At 42.2% G+C, this 15246-nt stretch carries 14 protein-coding genes; 2 read left to right on the top strand and 12 right to left on the bottom strand.

Going from position 1 to position 15246, the window contains the following annotated elements; translation table 11 throughout:
- The first annotated feature begins 99 nt into the window (after nucleotides 1–99).
- Complete coding sequence (locus DEO27_RS25565) at nucleotides 100–1023, top strand: DUF6624 domain-containing protein (RefSeq protein ID WP_112574202.1); 924 nt, start codon at nucleotides 100–102, stop codon at nucleotides 1021–1023.
- A gap of 412 nt (nucleotides 1024–1435) precedes the next feature.
- Here DEO27_RS25565 and DEO27_RS25560 read toward each other — a convergent pair whose 3' ends face one another.
- Both DEO27_RS25560 and DEO27_RS25555 read right to left on the bottom strand, forming a co-directional pair.
- Nucleotides 1436–3226 carry a cellulase family glycosylhydrolase gene (locus DEO27_RS25560; protein ID WP_112574201.1) on the bottom strand — a complete coding sequence of 597 codons (1791 nt, stop codon included), beginning with the start codon at nucleotides 3224–3226 and terminating at the stop codon, nucleotides 1436–1438.
- A 36-nt stretch (nucleotides 3227–3262) separates the two neighbouring features.
- A complete protein-coding gene (locus tag DEO27_RS25555; RefSeq protein ID WP_112574200.1) occupies nucleotides 3263–4669 on the bottom strand; it encodes a glycoside hydrolase family 30 protein in 1407 nt (468 codons plus the stop codon).
- Between the two features lie 275 nt (nucleotides 4670–4944).
- Between DEO27_RS25555 and DEO27_RS25550 the strand changes: the two genes are divergently transcribed.
- Nucleotides 4945–5316, top strand: coding sequence for a response regulator (locus DEO27_RS25550; protein ID WP_112574199.1), 372 nt, complete (start codon nucleotides 4945–4947; stop codon nucleotides 5314–5316).
- A 197-nt stretch (nucleotides 5317–5513) separates the two neighbouring features.
- On the opposite strand, the gene DEO27_RS25545 is transcribed toward DEO27_RS25550, so the two are convergent.
- From DEO27_RS25545 to ruvX, 10 genes are all read right to left on the bottom strand, one after another.
- Nucleotides 5514–7094 carry a M1 family metallopeptidase gene (locus DEO27_RS25545; RefSeq protein ID WP_112574198.1) on the bottom strand — a complete coding sequence of 527 codons (1581 nt, stop codon included), beginning with the start codon at nucleotides 7092–7094 and terminating at the stop codon, nucleotides 5514–5516.
- Nucleotides 7095–7167: 73 nt separating this feature from the next.
- Nucleotides 7168–8280, bottom strand: a complete 1113-nt coding sequence (locus DEO27_RS25540; RefSeq protein WP_112574197.1) for a hypothetical protein — start codon at nucleotides 8278–8280, stop codon at nucleotides 7168–7170.
- Between the two features lie 128 nt (nucleotides 8281–8408).
- Nucleotides 8409–9737: a signal recognition particle protein gene (ffh, locus tag DEO27_RS25535; protein WP_112574196.1), complete on the bottom strand. Its 1329-nt coding sequence runs from the start codon at nucleotides 9735–9737 to the stop codon at nucleotides 8409–8411.
- Between the two features lie 169 nt (nucleotides 9738–9906).
- Nucleotides 9907–10929 (bottom strand): DUF3078 domain-containing protein, encoded by a 1023-nt coding sequence (locus tag DEO27_RS25530; RefSeq protein ID WP_223818052.1) that lies wholly within the window; start codon nucleotides 10927–10929, stop codon nucleotides 9907–9909.
- Nucleotides 10930–11076: 147 nt separating this feature from the next.
- A complete protein-coding gene (locus DEO27_RS25525) occupies nucleotides 11077–11847 on the bottom strand; it encodes a hypothetical protein (protein WP_112574195.1) in 771 nt (256 codons plus the stop codon).
- 166 nt (nucleotides 11848–12013) lie between these two features.
- The gene (locus tag DEO27_RS25520) at nucleotides 12014–12850 is read right to left on the bottom strand and encodes a glucosaminidase domain-containing protein (RefSeq protein WP_112574194.1); all 837 of its coding nucleotides are present in this window, start codon (nucleotides 12848–12850) and stop codon (nucleotides 12014–12016) included.
- 64 nt (nucleotides 12851–12914) lie between these two features.
- A complete protein-coding gene (locus tag DEO27_RS25515; RefSeq protein ID WP_112574193.1) occupies nucleotides 12915–13454 on the bottom strand; it encodes a glycoside hydrolase family 73 protein in 540 nt (179 codons plus the stop codon).
- A gap of 3 nt (nucleotides 13455–13457) precedes the next feature.
- On the bottom strand, nucleotides 13458–14096 hold the full coding sequence (locus DEO27_RS25510; protein WP_112574192.1) for an O-methyltransferase: 639 nt from the start codon (nucleotides 14094–14096) through the stop codon (nucleotides 13458–13460).
- A gap of 199 nt (nucleotides 14097–14295) precedes the next feature.
- Nucleotides 14296–14706: an acyl-CoA thioesterase gene (locus DEO27_RS25505; RefSeq protein WP_112574191.1), complete on the bottom strand. Its 411-nt coding sequence runs from the start codon at nucleotides 14704–14706 to the stop codon at nucleotides 14296–14298.
- Between the two features lie 101 nt (nucleotides 14707–14807).
- Nucleotides 14808–15218: a Holliday junction resolvase RuvX gene (ruvX, locus tag DEO27_RS25500; RefSeq protein WP_112574190.1), complete on the bottom strand. Its 411-nt coding sequence runs from the start codon at nucleotides 15216–15218 to the stop codon at nucleotides 14808–14810.
- Between the last annotated feature and the right edge of the window lie 28 nt (nucleotides 15219–15246).

Genomic DNA, 15246 nt, shown 5'->3' with positions numbered 1-15246 from the left:
CAAATGTTAAATATCTGCCCTCAAATGTTAAATCCAACACTCAGATATATCTTTTCCCCAGGTAAATACGTTTTCATGATTATCATTTAAACCTATACCATGTATCTGAAATATCTCTGTTTATGCTTAGTTATACTATTTTCCTACAAAAGTAGAGCGCAGGAAAAGCAAAACTTCGCCCAACCGCTTCACATAGCCGACTCCCTATTTGCAGCAAAGCAATACAAAAAAGCGGCCCCGGTTTATGCTAAGGTGCGTGAACTCAATTATGGCGTGTTGGATACCGCGCATTTGTATAAAGCGGCTGCCAGCTGGGCTAATATCGGTAAACGGGACAGCGCGTTTTTATACCTCGAATTTATAGCCGGCCGTGGTTTTGAAAATGAAAGGATGCTATCTGCCGATCCGCTTTTTATCAGATTACACCGCGATAGTCAATGGGAGACCATTGTGGCCGCTATTCATCAAAACAGGGTTAAACTAATTCCCTCGGTAGCGATGGAGCTATCTCAAATGCTTAAAAATTATAAGGAAGATTTTGAGCAATACCAGCAACTGGTTGATCAGCATGGTAAAACATCCAAAGAGGCAACATCATTTAAACTCCACCTCCGCGAAACGGATTCGGTTAATTATATCAAAATAACATCCATAGTTAACACTTATGGCTGGAAAGGCAAGGAATATTTTGGACCCGATGGGCCGGAGGCCCTGATCACAACCTTGCTACATGCCAATATTGCCAACCAGAAAAAATACTTTGCCATAGTGCGGATTGCCGCGCTCAACGGATCACTCCCGGCCGAAGGTTTTGCTATCCTGGCCGACAATATCGCGTTGTATGAAAATAATACACAAATCTATGGCACACATCTGCGGCTCAACAATGGGCAATACGAAGCTTATGCCATTGCCGACGAGACCGGCGTTGATACCCGGCGAAACCAGATTGGTTTATGTACGTTAGCGGTTTACCTGCAAAACTTTAGGTCTTACAGTGAATTGTACTATTACATAAAATAACCCGGCTAAACCGGGTTTAAAAAAAGCATGGCCCGCGGCTGCTGCCAATTGGAAACTTGTTAACCCTGCCGTGCTGGTGATCGCAATGCGTATGATCACGATACATTTTTTGATGCGGCGGCTGGCAATTTACGGATAATGGATGTGTAGTCTCAGTCTTATCAGGCTGACAAACTATGTTAGCTTGTTTTTTCATAACGAAATCCCCTGTTTACTGTTTAGATTATACTGATAATTGGTATAATAAATTTAACTATAAAAACAGTTAATTACAATAGCTTTTATAAGAAAAATAATATTATGCTTTTAGCTCCTCAAACGTTGTTACATTAGGTCAACGATACTTAAAAATGCAAACAGCCGGTACATTATTCTTTGCACCGGCTGTTCAATATTGTTTAGCGTTTAAATATTATTTGCCCTTCCAAAACTGCAGGTAATGCAGGTTATACCCGCCATTGTTGGCCAATACTTTTATTTTGTTTGTACCCGCTTTTAAAACAATGTTTTTAACGGCAATAACCTGCCATTTTTTTAATCCGCCGGTGTTAGGTACAGCCACTTCTTTTGCCTGGGTGGTGTTGTTAACCAGTATCGATAATTTACTATCATCAGTTGCCGCGGCTACTTTCAGGCTAATGGAATAAACGCCTGCTGTTTTAACCTGAACGGTGTATTGTGTCCACTCGCCGGTTTCAATATGATCTACATAGTAACTGTTATATTGGGTTGAATCCTTGCTGATATCAACGCCATCGTTGCGGTAAACATGCCCTTTGTTGCCTACACCTGGCTTTCCAGATGTATGATAGTCGGCAGTGTCGGTATCAAAATAAGCGTAACCATTGCGGCCAAGATCATAATCTACCGCGTTGATGGTAGTTCCGTTACCTATTTTATTGGCCTTAAACGGCTTGGTAACCGTGGTATGAGGCTGGCGGAAAATGGCATCTATCACATCATGATGAATGATGGTGTTTTCTAATTTGGCATAAGTGGCCAGCTCCAGGGTTCCGCTATACACGTTACTTTCTTTTGGTTTATGCCTGCCGGTATTCAGGTATTTGGCCACATCATCGTAGTTCAGGTTTGAAACAATTTCCATCGGGTTATTATTACCCAATTTTTTTAACGGCCATAACGACCAGCCAATGTTGTTTTTCTCCAACAAACCAATAGCCTCGGTTATCCAGGTATTGGAGTTTTCGCCGGTTTCGCCCAACCACACCGGGACGTTATACTGGTCGCGGACTTTTACGATGTGGTCAACAGACTTTTGATCATTAAAATTCCAGTATTTATGGAAGCTCAGCACCATGTTTTTATCCCACTGAGGTAAAATACCATTGTAGTTATTCCCCCAGCCGTTGCCTTCAATAATAATGATGTGTTTTTTATCTACCTCGCGGATAGCAGCGGTAATATCAACCATCAGTTTTCTTAACGGACCATTGGTTTTTTCCTTCAAACCATTCTTGTCATTCTGCGGATCGTCAAAGCCCCAGTTTGGCTCGTTGATGATATCGTAAGCACCAATGTTTGGCTCATTCTTATAGCGCTCGGCCAGTTTACGCCAAAGGGCGATGGTTTTTTGCTTATTGGCCTCGCTGTCCCAAAGCGACGGTTTATCGGGGTCACGATCGGAGATATTCAGGTCGTTTCCCTGCCCGCCGGGTGTAGCATGCAGGTCAAGGATCAGGAACATGTGGTTTGCTTTACACCAGGCCAGCAAATCATCGGTCATTTTAAAGCCTTTATCCAGCCAGGTGTTTTGCCCGGCTACCGGTTCTTTATCAACAGGAAGTGTATACAGGTTGTAATGCATCGGCAGGCGGATAGAGTTAAAACCCCAGCGTTTCATCGAGTCCACATCAATTTTGCGGGTATTGTTGGCCAGCCAGGTATCATAAAACTCTTTAGTTTCGGCGGGGCCCATCAATTCTTCCAGGCGTTCACGGATGCGGTACTGACGGCTGTCTTTATTAATGTGCAGCATATAGCCTTCCTGTAGCATCCATCCGCCCAAACCCATACCGCGCAGCAATACGTTCTGGCCTTTTTCATCAACTATTTTTTTGCCGTCGGCCTTTAAAAAGCCGGTTTGCGCATTACCTTGCAATGAAACAAATAGGGCAGGAGCCGCGGCCAGCAAGACTTTAATCCCTGATTTTAACTTTATATTTTTTATTAACGATGTTAACATGTTGTTGTGCGTTTAATTTTTCTGAACCTGTTTATACTACCAGATATATGTTCCTACCGAGCCTTTATCGAGCTTAACAGCCAATATTTTACCCTCGTATTTGATGTTGAAACCCTGCGTACCTTCGCCGGTATTAGCCACAATCAGCACTTTTTTGCCGTCGGGCGTTTTGAAAGCCACGTTAGGCAACGTCTCTGAACTGTTTGAAGCTATACGTACCGAGCCCGGACGCACAAATTTGGAAGCATGGGCAACTGAATAATAAGCCACATTTTTCTTAACCTCATTTTTATCAATAGTAACCGCACCCTGACACATCGGGCAGCCTCCTCGATCTGTATATGGTTTATATTCCGGATCGGCAGCAAGGTTCCACTCCAGTACATTGCGGCTCCAGTTGCGGGTAGCGCCAATTATCAGGCTTTTAACGGGCCATGCTATATTGATTGTGCTTTGGTTTTCCGGCTCAACGGTCATTTGTTCGGTGAAATAGATGTTTTTGTCAGGATGGGCATTATGCACATCGGTAAGGGCCGAAATATCACCACCGTACAGGTGGAAGCCTGAGCCATCCACGTATTTACGGGTTGCAGGATCATTCAGTATCGAGATAGGGTAGTCGGGCCTGTCGGCATTATGATCGTATAGAATGATCTTGGTTTTAATGCCTGCGGCTTTAAATGCGGGGCCAAGGTTGTTTTTGATAAAATCGCCTTCATCTGGTGCAGCCATCAGCAAACTTGGGTTATTGCCCGGGTGCAATGGTTCGTTCTGAATGGTGATCGCATCGATATTAATCCCATTAGCTTTCATAGCCTGGATATATTTAACCAGATATTTAGCATAAACCGGGTAGCAATCGGGTTTTAACCTGCCGCCACGGGTATCGTTATTGGTTTTCATCCATGCCGGTGGCGACCATGGAGAACCCAGTATTTTAATAGCAGGATTAATAGCCAGGATCTGTTTCATTACAGGGATCACATCAGTTTTATCCGGACCAAGATCAAAATGCTTCATCGTTGGGTCGGTTTGACCTTCGGGCATATCATCGTAGGAGAAAACTTTTTCGTTCAGATCCGACGCACCGATACTTAGCCTTAGATAGCTGATGCCAATATCGTTCCCGGTTACAGCAAAAAGGTTCTTCAATAAGGCGGCCCTACTCTCAGCGCTCATGCGGATGATGTGCATAGCGCTGCCTCCGGTTAGTGCAAACCCAAATCCATCTATAGGCTGGTAGTGCTGCTTATCGTCAACGGTAATAGTGGTGCCGTCGGATTCGCCAGTTTTAAAGGTAAGCGGGTCTTTTTGCTGTTCAAAAAGCACCGACCTATCGGCCTTTGTGAGCCATAGGCTTGCCTTTGTTGCTTGTGCGTTTGCTGCCGCGGTAGTGCCCAGCAGCATAGCGCCCAATAAAATCGATTTGATTTGCGTATTCATGAAACAGAATTTACAGGTGTTTATTGGTATAACAGGAATTAATAAAGGGTTAATGAAATTGGATAGGTAAAAATATTACTGTTTTCAGTAAAACGCCGTAATTAATCGGTTACAAAATCAATTATCAGGCTTTGTAGTGGTTAAGAAGTGGTATTTATTCTGATAATTTGAATCAAAAAGAGAGAAAAACCCGTTTAAACACGCTAAATTTAATTAGGAATTTAAAACATTTGGTTTAATGAAAAGATGTTTATAAATTCACGTACAACTATCTCATGAGTACTTCACACAAAAAGATTGTCATATTTGATGACGACGAGGATATCCTGTCTATTTGCAGTTACATTTTAGAAGAACAGGGATGGGAAGTGCATACCTTTAGCGATTGCAATAACATCATTGAAAAGGTTTCGGGCATTTTACCTGATGTGATCATGATGGATAACTGGATCCCCGACTCGGGCGGGATCATCGCCACACAAACCCTCAAAAAAACAGAAGGCCTTAAAGATATTCCTGTTATTTATTTTTCGGCTAACAGCGATATTCAGATCCTGGCCAACCACGCCGGCGCTCAAACTTATTTAGCCAAGCCTTTCGATCTGGAAGACTTGGAGAAGGTAATTAGTACGGTTATCGCCGCGTAGCTTTAAATAGATTTTCACAGCCCAGCGATAGAGCGGAGGTCGGTGCGATTCCCCTCTTGAGAGGGGTGGAGGGGGTGTGTCTTTGCGTATCGCCTTTTATAATAACACACCCCTGCCATCGCTCTTTCCTCTACGCCCCCTCTCAAGAGGGGAATTAAACGTTCCTTAATAATTATTAATTTCCCGGAAGATCCTTGTTATTTATTCTCTTCAAACGTTGCCAGCAGGTTTACGTTCGGGTCGATCTTTACATCCGCAGGCCTTGCTTTTAGCTGAAAACGCGCTGTAGCAGATTTTTCTTTTACAGGTATTGTCAACACCTGGCCATCAACAGAAATCTCCAGCGCCAGGTTGTAAACATTTTCCTGGGTTTGGGTTACATTGATAGTGATATTATTATCCTTTTCATCAAACTTCCAGCTAACAACCAAATTTGGATGCCCTGCAGTACGCAGCCATTGGGTAAAAAACTGTTTAAGGTCTTTTCCGCTGGCTTGCTCCATCACACGCCTCAAATCATCGGTATTGGCATTGCCTCCCTGGTATTTTGAATAGTAGTTTCTTATACCTCTCCAAAAAATATCATCGCCCAGTTTTCGCCTCAACATGTGCAGCACCCAACCGCCTTTTTGGTAGCTGTTGGCATTAAGCAGTTGCATATATTGGGTTTTAACGGCAGTATCCACAACCGGCGATAATCTCGACTTTTCAAACTTAAGCACCGTTTTACGGTCGGCCATTAAGCGGACTTTTAGTGTATCCGGGCCATATTTGTTTTCGAGGTACAGGTTAGTCATATAAGTGGCAAAGCCTTCGCTTAACCATAAATGCCCGAAACTTTTTTCACTTGCTCCGTCACCAAACCATTGATGTGCTATTTCATGCGCCATCAGCTCTTCTATTTCAGGACTTTTAACCGATTCTTCAAAATAGAATATGGCGCTGGCATTTTCCATGCCGCCAAAAATGGTTTTGGATTGTACGTTAGCCAATTTCTCATAGCTGTAAGGGCCTACGTTTTTTATAAAGTAGGGGAGAATGTCTTTGGCCACCGCGTAGCTTTTAAAACCAGCCTCTTTGCTTTCCGGAAAAACATATGTAAAAACAGGGATGCCATTAACATCACCCGGACGATCAACAGCAAATTCGGCTACACCAATTACCATTACTTTGGTTGGCAGGGCAACGGTTTCAACCCAATGGGTCAGCTTTAGTTTTCCGTCGAGCTGTTTTTCTTCAGTTTGCAGGCCATTTGATACCACCTGGTAATGATCAGGCGCAGTTACAATAAAATCAACCGGGGCTTTGTCGGCAATATTATCAACGCAAGGCAGCCAGTTATGCGCACGGTTTGGCCAGTTGTCACCAAAAAAAGTACGGTGACCAAAGGCATTGGTTGATATGATAAGTCCATCAGCAGGTACGCCACTATAGCTTATGGTATAGTCGCGGGTGTTGCCTTTATAGGCGCGTGTACTTATTTTTAGTTGTTCATCTTCCTGGGTAAATTTTAGCGGCTTTCCGTTTTCAGTTACCGCTGATACCAGCATCCCTTTGCCCGCTGCATTCTTTTTCACCAAATCAAGGTTAAAGCCGTCCGCAGCATTCAAAAACCTTACTGTAACGGTGGCCTTTCCTTCAATATTATTATCGGCATCGTTCAGTTTTATTTCAAATGTATAGTGCTTAACATCAATTGGCGCCCCGGGAGCCTGGGCAAATGTTGGCGTAGTAAATAGGGTAGGTAACGATAGAAGAACTAAAAATATCCTGCGCATAAGCTTCCTGCTGTTTGTTGTGTTCTGCAACAAAGCTAATAAAAAAGCCTCCTCTTTTTTGCTTCGTGATGCGCTACTTTAACAATGCCTTAACAGCCGTATCAAAATTTGTTTTATTGATATTGATCAGGCTGTTTACTGCTGCCAGATAGTTATCATCGCCCTTGCCACAATTGATCAGCGCTATAATTCCTGACGTACCTCTTTGTCGTTCCACTTCATCGCATATAACACCGGAAATAACCGACCTTACTTTGGCCATAGAATTAAACACCACCGGATTTTTCGAGAACATATCATATAAACCGGCGCTGGGGTGTTGCTGCAGATACAATCTTAATTGTATCACCAGGTCCTTTTGCAATATCATTTCACCCTTTTCATCGGTGTAATATGCATTTCCCCAACTATATGCAATACCTTCTTCCGCGGCTGTGTTTCTTGGAACCTTACGTACCTTGGCTGCATAATAGTGAAATAAATCATGCGAAAAATCTTCGTTGTGCATCACGGAGAAAATGCAATTAGCATCAACACCATAGCCATTCCTGGTATTTCCGTTAGCTTCTGCACTATACCCTAAACCCAACAATGGTAATATCTCCTGGTAGTTATTACATAAATAAAAATCCATGCTTTCGGGTTGCAGGCCTAATTTGGTTGGAATAAGCGTGTTCTTTTTATCGAATTTCTTAGCCCGGTCTATATTGATCTCATCCGGAGAGTGATAAATGATGTTGCCTACCTTTCGGGTCTTCCACAAACGGGTGAGATAATTTAGCGGCAAGGCAAAGGTTATTTTCCCGCCGCTGTCATTTCCTATCAAATTAATGATCTTTTTTAACAAGGGCGAAGTGCCGTTTGAGCCCATTATTGCTACCGAAATAAAATATTGCCCCGGCGCAACGGGATACAGATTAATTAACTGTTTTGGACTTGTAGTATCATTTATATCCGCTTGCTGGTCTTTTAAAATGGATACCGTTAACCCGCCTTTATCTTGCTCAACATCATTAATATTTAGCTTACCGGACCCTATTTTATATACAAGGCTATCCAATGCATTAATTATCTGCTGTTTAGTTACATCCGGGATATCTGTATGAATGTTTTTGCCAACCATAACAGATTGCGCGTTTATTTGAGCAGCAATAAATAACCCAACAACAAATAGCAGTTTCTTCATTGTATTAAAAATAAATATAACCCCATCAATACCAATGCATACGTACGTTCATATTTGAAAATATTTTGCGATACAAAAAATGCCCCTTGTTTCGCAAGGGGCATTTTATAATTCAGATAAAAGTTGCTTTACATCTTCGGCATCCTGCGCATCATGTTGGCCATGGCTGCAGGGTTACTCATCTGCTTCATCACCTTTTTCATATCATCAAACTGCTTCATTAAGCGGTTTACTTCCTGTATATCGGTACCCGAACCTTTGGCTATACGGTTGCGGCGACTTTGATTGATTGTTTCAGGATTTTCTTTTTCAAAAGGGGTCATTGATTGGATAATAGCCTCGATAGCTTTGAAAGCGTTATCATCAACCTCAACATCCTTCATCATTTTGCCTACACCAGGAATCATGCCCATCAGATCTTTCATGTTACCCATTTTCTTGATCTGCTGGATCTGGCCGTAAAAGTCATTAAAGTCGAACTTATTTTTGCGGATCTTCTTTTGTAGTTCGGCTGCTTCCTTTTCATCAAACTGCTGCTGTGCGCGTTCTACCAGCGATACCACGTCGCCCATGCCCAGGATCCTTGATGCCATACGATCGGGGTGGAAAACGTCAAGCGCTTCCATCTTTTCGCCGGTACCAATGAACTTAATAGGCTTGTTAACAACCGATTTGATAGATAATGCAGCACCACCACGGGTATCACCATCTAACTTGGTTAATACAACACCCGTAAAGTCAAGGCGATCATTGAACACCTTGGCAGTATTCACCGCATCCTGACCGGTCATGGAGTCAACTACAAACAGGATCTCGTGTGGCTTCACCGCATCTTTTACCTGCTCAATCTCCACCATCATGGCCTCATCAATAGCCAAACGACCGGCGGTATCTATAATTACCACGTTTTGGCCGTTTTGCTTTGCCTGTGCTATACCTTCGCGGGCAATGGCAACAGGATCTTTCGATTCGCGGTTAGCATAAACCGGGATGCCTATTTGCTGTCCCAATACTTCCAGCTGATCAATAGCCGCAGGGCGGTAAATATCATCAGCAACCAGTAATGGCTTTTTGTTGCGTTGTGTTTTTAAGTAGTTGGCAAGCTTACCGGTAAAAGTTGTTTTACCTGCACCGTTCAAACCTGCAATCAATATAACAGTAGGAGTGGCCGGAAAATTCAGATCGGCAGTGGTACCACCCATCAGGCTGGTAAGCTCATCGTTCATGAGCTTGGTAAGCAACTGTCCCGGCGAAATAGATGTTAATACATTATTACCAAGCGCCTTTTGCCTAACATCATCTGTAAATGCTTTGGCGGTTTTATAGTTTACGTCGGCGTCAAGAAGGGCCTTGCGGATCTCCTTCATGGTTTCGGCCACGTTTATTTCTGTAATTGTTCCCTGACCCTTCAGGACCTTGAACGCCCTGTCGAGTTTATCCGAAAGATTTTCAAACATTATATTAAAAAACTTTAATCTTTTTTATAAGGATACAAAGGTATGATTTTGAACTATATTAACTCAATTACTTGGCACATTAACTTATAGCCCAATTGCACTTTCTGCAAACAAAACAGGCTCCATAAATATGAAGCCTGTTAATGTTATTAATATTTTACAAAATCCTTTACGGGAACCTATACAGCATCCCCAGTCCAATACCTTCGTAGCCCTGGGCTGCGGAGGCGGTGTGTTTATCGTAAAGCAAGGTTCCGTTAACTGTTGCACTAATGAGCCTGTTAACCTTTGCCGATAATACCAAATCGACACGGTGCGTGATAAACTTGGGCGATTGCGCATAGGGGATAAACAGCGCGTAACGCGTATTAAGGTGAATGTTTTTAGCAATATCCTTATCAAACAGGGCAACAATCTGGAATGCCAGATCATTCTTCACCGTTTTTAATGTATCCACACCATAGTTATCTGTTTGGAATTTATGAATGGCGTGATCAAGTACAAAAGTTTGTCTTGCGGTACCGGTACCTAAACGCAAATCGAACCAACTTTTTGGCTTATACTCAAAACCGACAGATTCGGTTAAGTAGCCCGGTGACATGAAATTGGATATATACTGCGGTGTAAATGTTCCGTTGCCATTATCAACATAATTAAACCCTTTATCAAACTGCGACTCGAAGGTTAACGCACCGAAAAAGTACCAGCTTTTTGATAATTGAGAAGCTACTTTGTTATCAAAATAAATACGGTCCTGCGTTTTACGCTTGCCCTGGCCTTTGTTTTTTGATACACCGTAGGTGAGGTTTAGCTCGGATACATAACTGAATGGAGCCTTGTTATATTCTGTATGGTAAATAAAGTTTGAGCCCAAAGCTACCGCGCTTACACCACCCGCCGCGTAATTGTTACTAAACGCCGACTGGCTAAAATTGAGGCCAAATGTAACGGCCTTTTTCCAGTAGTTTACTTTGTAGTCGAGCATGGTTACCGGTACCATTTCGCGTTGAATTTGTATGGGCCGAACCCGGGTTGGGATAGCGTTTTTGCGGGAATTTATCCGGTATTTATTGAGTACCGCGGTGTCTATTTTAACAGTGTCTTTTTTCAGGGAATCCGTTTGTGCCCTGGCTGGCAAAATACACGTGACTAATAATGCAAGTAATAGAAATCCAGGTAGTGTTTTAAACATAGTAAACAAATTAAAGCAAAAAATCTTCTTTTTTACCTACAATAAACAAAATTGTTGCCCCATGGTTTAATCAGGTTAACGACTTTGACGCAAAAATATTGGAATTATCGGATATTAAAATGAACCTTTTATTAAGGTTTATCAAAGTTAATCCTTACCCAGATCCTTCTTGCTGTCTTCTGGAGTAACAAGAGGGGTAAGCGAATACGGGCGTTTTTTATACTTTAAAAAACGGTTAAGGTTGGTTTTGATAGAGGCTATAAACTCATAATCGCTCGCGGTTTTTACCAGGTAATAGCCCGGGCGATAACGTAACATAAAATCGGTAAGCTGCTGATCTTTCAGGTTAGTTATAGCCCCAACGTAGGTACGGTTAAAGCGGTAGTCGATAACACTTTGCTGGTAATCTTTTTCGATAGTTTCACGAAGCTTGGCGGCATTCCGTCCGCTGCGGCTTAGCGCATTATAAATGGCATCAATGCTTAAACCAGCTCCACCGGGGCCAAAGCTCAGCAAATCTTTATTATTGAGCGGACCGAAGATCTTGGTATAGTCGTTCTTGGTAGCCGCCAGTCGCTTTTGCGGGTTAAGCAAAGTATCGCGTACAATAACTTCCTTAAGTTGTATGGCCGTACGCTTCATATACACAGCCAGCGATTCGCCGCCTTGAATTTTTAAGGTATCGGGATGATGGTCGGATTTTGTAAAAACAAGTACATCGCCGGGCTGCGCCTCAATTTTAAATTCGCCTTTAAAAGTGTTGTAAATGGATTTGCCGGTTGTGATGTTCTGTACATTTACCTTGGCTATCCGATCCTTGCTGTCTTTATCAAACACAACCCCGTCAACGGTTTTTTGCTGGGCAAAAACGTTAGCTGCAGGCAGCACAAAACATATCAAGAGCGTCCACAATTTCATTGAGGAGGCAAAAATACGTGTTGCACAACGGGTAGTCATATAATTTAACAACAATTAACTTTTAGGGGGCTGCGAGAGTCAAGATGTCAGGAATCAAAATACAAGACTACTTCGGAGATACTAATCTCCTTTTCTCTTGATTCATGGTTCTTGCTATCTCACTTCTTTATTTAACTACAACAAGCTTCTGGCCAATTTTAATGCTGTTGTCGTTCATACTGTTTAACGCCCGCAGGTCGTCGACAGTTATTCCAAAACGTTTAGAAATGTTGTATAGTGTATCGCCCTGTTTAACGGTGTAGATCTTATCGTCGGGCGGGGTTTTGGATAGGGTATCCTGTGCGGGTTTATTGATGTTGTTATTGATCTGGGTTAAAACACGGTCTTCCCGTTTAATTTTGGCTATTTCACCTTCAGGGCGATCGTATTGGGCCAGGTTGTATTTTTCAATGATATTGATCAGCAACTGCGGATAATTAGGATTGGTTGCATATCCTGCTTTTTTCAAGCCATATGCCCAACCTTTATAATCATCCTTATCCAGCTCAAAAAGCTTGGCGTAGTTTTTACGTTTTAAAAAGTTAGAGTGGTCACGGAAAGAATCCTCGGGGTTATCATAAACGCGGAAACAATCGTTTACATTGTCGTCGTCCTTATAATAGCTTTTGCCTGTCCAGTCGCTGGTGCATTTTATACCGAAGTGGTTGTTAGCATATTTAGCCAGATCGCTGCTGCCGGCACCCGATTCAAACAGTCCCTGGCCAAGAGTAATACTGGCCGGGATACCATACTGGTTCATTTCCTGTATGGCAATAGCTTTAAAACGTTCAATGTATTCTAAAGAAGTGTATGATTTGTAGTTAGCAACGGCATCTTTATTTGCTTTTTGAATGCTGTTGTTATTCCGTCGGGCATCGCGGTTTGATACAGTCGACGTTTTTTTACGGGCAGAGCACGAACTAAAGCAGGCTACAGCAATAAACAGGTATATAATTTTTCGCATTATGCTTAAATCTTATTGAGTGGCATATAAATAGGGGCCAAATTAAGATTTATAAACGTAAATATTATTGTTTAGTTGTCGCGTCGGCCAGTTGCGTTTGGGTTGCCGGGTTTTCGTCAAGTTCGTTAAGGTCATATTTATTAATAATACCTAATACCTGCGCGGCCCATTTGCGGCTGCCTGCATAACCGGCACGCTGAATACCTTTTGCCCATCCTTTATAATCATAATGGGTAAGCGCGTCGGCCAGGTGGCTGAACTGTTTACGCTCGGTCATGATACGGGCAAAGTCCTGGAATGAATCAAAAACCGAATCGTATTTTTTATATGAAGTACGAACTTTTTTGTTGTGTTTGGTATAAACTACAGTGTTGTAACCTTTTACTCCAAATTGGTTATTAAGGTTTTGTGCGATGGTGCTGTTGCCACAACCAGATTCGTGCATGGCTACACCTAAAACGATGCTTGCCGGGATCCCGGTTTCGTGCATGATGCGAATGGCATCATCTTTGAATTTATCAATGTACGATAATGAGGTATTTTTCTGTGCTGAAGCAGCTAATGTTGAAATCAACAGTGTTGTAATCAGTAAGATTTTCTTCATAATTTATTTTTTTCTGATAACCAGCAGCCCGTCGCGTACTGGCAGGATCAACTTTTCTATCCTGCTATCAACAGCTATCTGGTCATTTAGTTTGCGGATTCCTTCAGTATCGGCATCTTTTTCGGGGCCGTACACCTTTCCTTTCCACAAAACATTGTCAATTATTATTAATCCTCCGGATCTGACTTTGTCAAAAACTAATTGAAAGTAAGTATAATTATTCTTTTTATCCGCATCTATAAACACCAAATCGAAAATATCTTCCTGTAAATCAGCAATAATGGTCTCTGCAGGCCCAAAATACAGTTTTATTTTATTTTCAACATCTGTTAGTTTAAGGTGTGAATTTATGATTTCCTCCATCTCGCGATTAACTTCAATGGTATGGAGGATGCCGTCTTCGGCTAAACCTTCGGCCAGGCAAATAGCAGAGTAGCCTGTGTAGGTACCTATCTCCAGGATGCGCTTAGGCTGTACCATTTTGCTCAAAAAACTGAGCAAACGGCCCTGGTAATGTCCGGATAACATGTTAGGTTTTAACACCTTGATATGCGTTTCGCGGTTGAGCTTTTTAAGCACTTCCGGCTCCGGGTCGCAATGGTCATCTAAGTAAGCCAATAAGGCATTAGGGAGAATATCCATGACGCAAATGTACGGAATTTATTTTTAGTGGGATTTAAATGAGATTTATGCATTGATTAACAATATGTTAAATACAAAAAACGATTTAAAGACTAAAAAAAAACGTCATTGCGAGGTACGAAGCAATCCCAGACTATACAGGGCGAATCTGCTACTCGGGGATTGCTTCGTACCTCGCAATGACGCTTCAATATTTTTATCATTCCAGAGTCGGCATACCAGCTACCTGCTCCAAAATTATCTCCGGCAAATAAGGCCTTCCACCGGCTGAGATACAGGTGCCGGTAAATACGCCGGTGGTCATAACCTTACCGCGACAGGTAATGGTTTGTTTAAAATGTAAGCGGGGCAGGCCTTTGGCATCACCGAACAAATCGCAGCTTACGGTAAACTCATCGCCGCTTTTTAGTGAGCGTACAAATTTTATTGAATACTCAGACAGTACCATGTTCACACCCAAATGTGCCTGTTCTTCAAAATCAAAGCCAAGTACTTCACGAATAAAATCATGGCGGCACCATTCCATATAAAAAGGATAGTATAATCCATCCATGATATTTTGAACATCAATATGTTCTTCTTTTACAGTATAAGTTTTAGTAAAGCTCATTTGAGGCTTGTTTTTAAAGGTTGATTAAAGGCTATAGTAACGGAAAATAGCTTTATAAATTACAGTCTGTCAAAAAATCCTGTAATCAAGCAAATCATGGTTCAGAACCTTGTCCCCATCCAGCTTTGCAGTAAAATCACGGCCGATATGGTATCTACCAGCTCCTTATTTTGACGGTTCTTTTTGTTCATGCCGCTTTGGGCTATAGTTGCCGATGCCATTTTTGAGGTAAAACGTTCGTCAACCATTTCGATAGGTATTTCCGGGAAAGTTTTCTTTAACAAGTTTACGAAGCCCTTTACGTGCACGGCCGATTGTGAAGGGGTATTATCCATCTGCTTGGGTTCGCCCACAATAAAACGCTCTACCTGTTCGGTTTGAAGATATTTTTTTAAAAACTCGATGATACTGTTGGGGTGGATATTATCAAGGCCTGTCGCGATGATCTGCAGGGGGTCGGTAACCGCTATGCCGATGCGCTTGGTGCCATAATCAAATGCCATTACTCTCATTTAGTTCTTAGATTTTAGACGTGAGATA

The sequence above is a fragment of the Mucilaginibacter rubeus genome, assembly GCF_003286415.2.
In the GTDB taxonomy this organism is placed as follows: Bacteria; Bacteroidota; Bacteroidia; order Sphingobacteriales; family Sphingobacteriaceae; genus Mucilaginibacter; species Mucilaginibacter rubeus_A.
The sequence above is the reverse complement of the archived record's forward strand: the minus strand, read 5'-3'. Positions and strand labels throughout refer to the sequence as shown.

Bases quoted from the DNA above. Each gene is read 5' to 3' on its own strand.
- ffh (WP_112574196.1), bottom strand. From the start codon at position 9,737: ATGTTTGAAAATCTTTCGGATAAACTCGACAGGGCGTTCAAGGTCCTG.
- DEO27_RS25520 (WP_112574194.1), bottom strand. From the start codon at position 12,850: ATGCGAAAAATTATATACCTGTTTATTGCTGTAGCCTGCTTTAGTTCG.
- DEO27_RS25525 (WP_112574195.1), bottom strand. From the start codon at position 11,847: ATGAAATTGTGGACGCTCTTGATATGTTTTGTGCTGCCTGCAGCTAAC.
- DEO27_RS25515 (WP_112574193.1), bottom strand. From the start codon at position 13,454: ATGAAGAAAATCTTACTGATTACAACACTGTTGATTTCAACATTAGCT.
- DEO27_RS25530 (WP_223818052.1), bottom strand. From the start codon at position 10,929: ATGTTTAAAACACTACCTGGATTTCTATTACTTGCATTATTAGTCACG.
- DEO27_RS25510 (WP_112574192.1), bottom strand. From the start codon at position 14,096: ATGGATATTCTCCCTAATGCCTTATTGGCTTACTTAGATGACCATTGC.
- DEO27_RS25565 (WP_112574202.1), top strand. From the start codon at position 100: ATGTATCTGAAATATCTCTGTTTATGCTTAGTTATACTATTTTCCTAC.
- DEO27_RS25555 (WP_112574200.1), bottom strand. From the start codon at position 4,669: ATGAATACGCAAATCAAATCGATTTTATTGGGCGCTATGCTGCTGGGC.
- DEO27_RS25540 (WP_112574197.1), bottom strand. From the start codon at position 8,280: ATGAAGAAACTGCTATTTGTTGTTGGGTTATTTATTGCTGCTCAAATA.
- DEO27_RS25550 (WP_112574199.1), top strand. From the start codon at position 4,945: ATGAGTACTTCACACAAAAAGATTGTCATATTTGATGACGACGAGGAT.
- DEO27_RS25505 (WP_112574191.1), bottom strand. From the start codon at position 14,706: ATGAGCTTTACTAAAACTTATACTGTAAAAGAAGAACATATTGATGTT.
- DEO27_RS25560 (WP_112574201.1), bottom strand. From the start codon at position 3,226: ATGTTAACATCGTTAATAAAAAATATAAAGTTAAAATCAGGGATTAAA.
- ruvX (WP_112574190.1), bottom strand. From the start codon at position 15,218: ATGAGAGTAATGGCATTTGATTATGGCACCAAGCGCATCGGCATAGCG.
- DEO27_RS25545 (WP_112574198.1), bottom strand. From the start codon at position 7,094: ATGCGCAGGATATTTTTAGTTCTTCTATCGTTACCTACCCTATTTACT.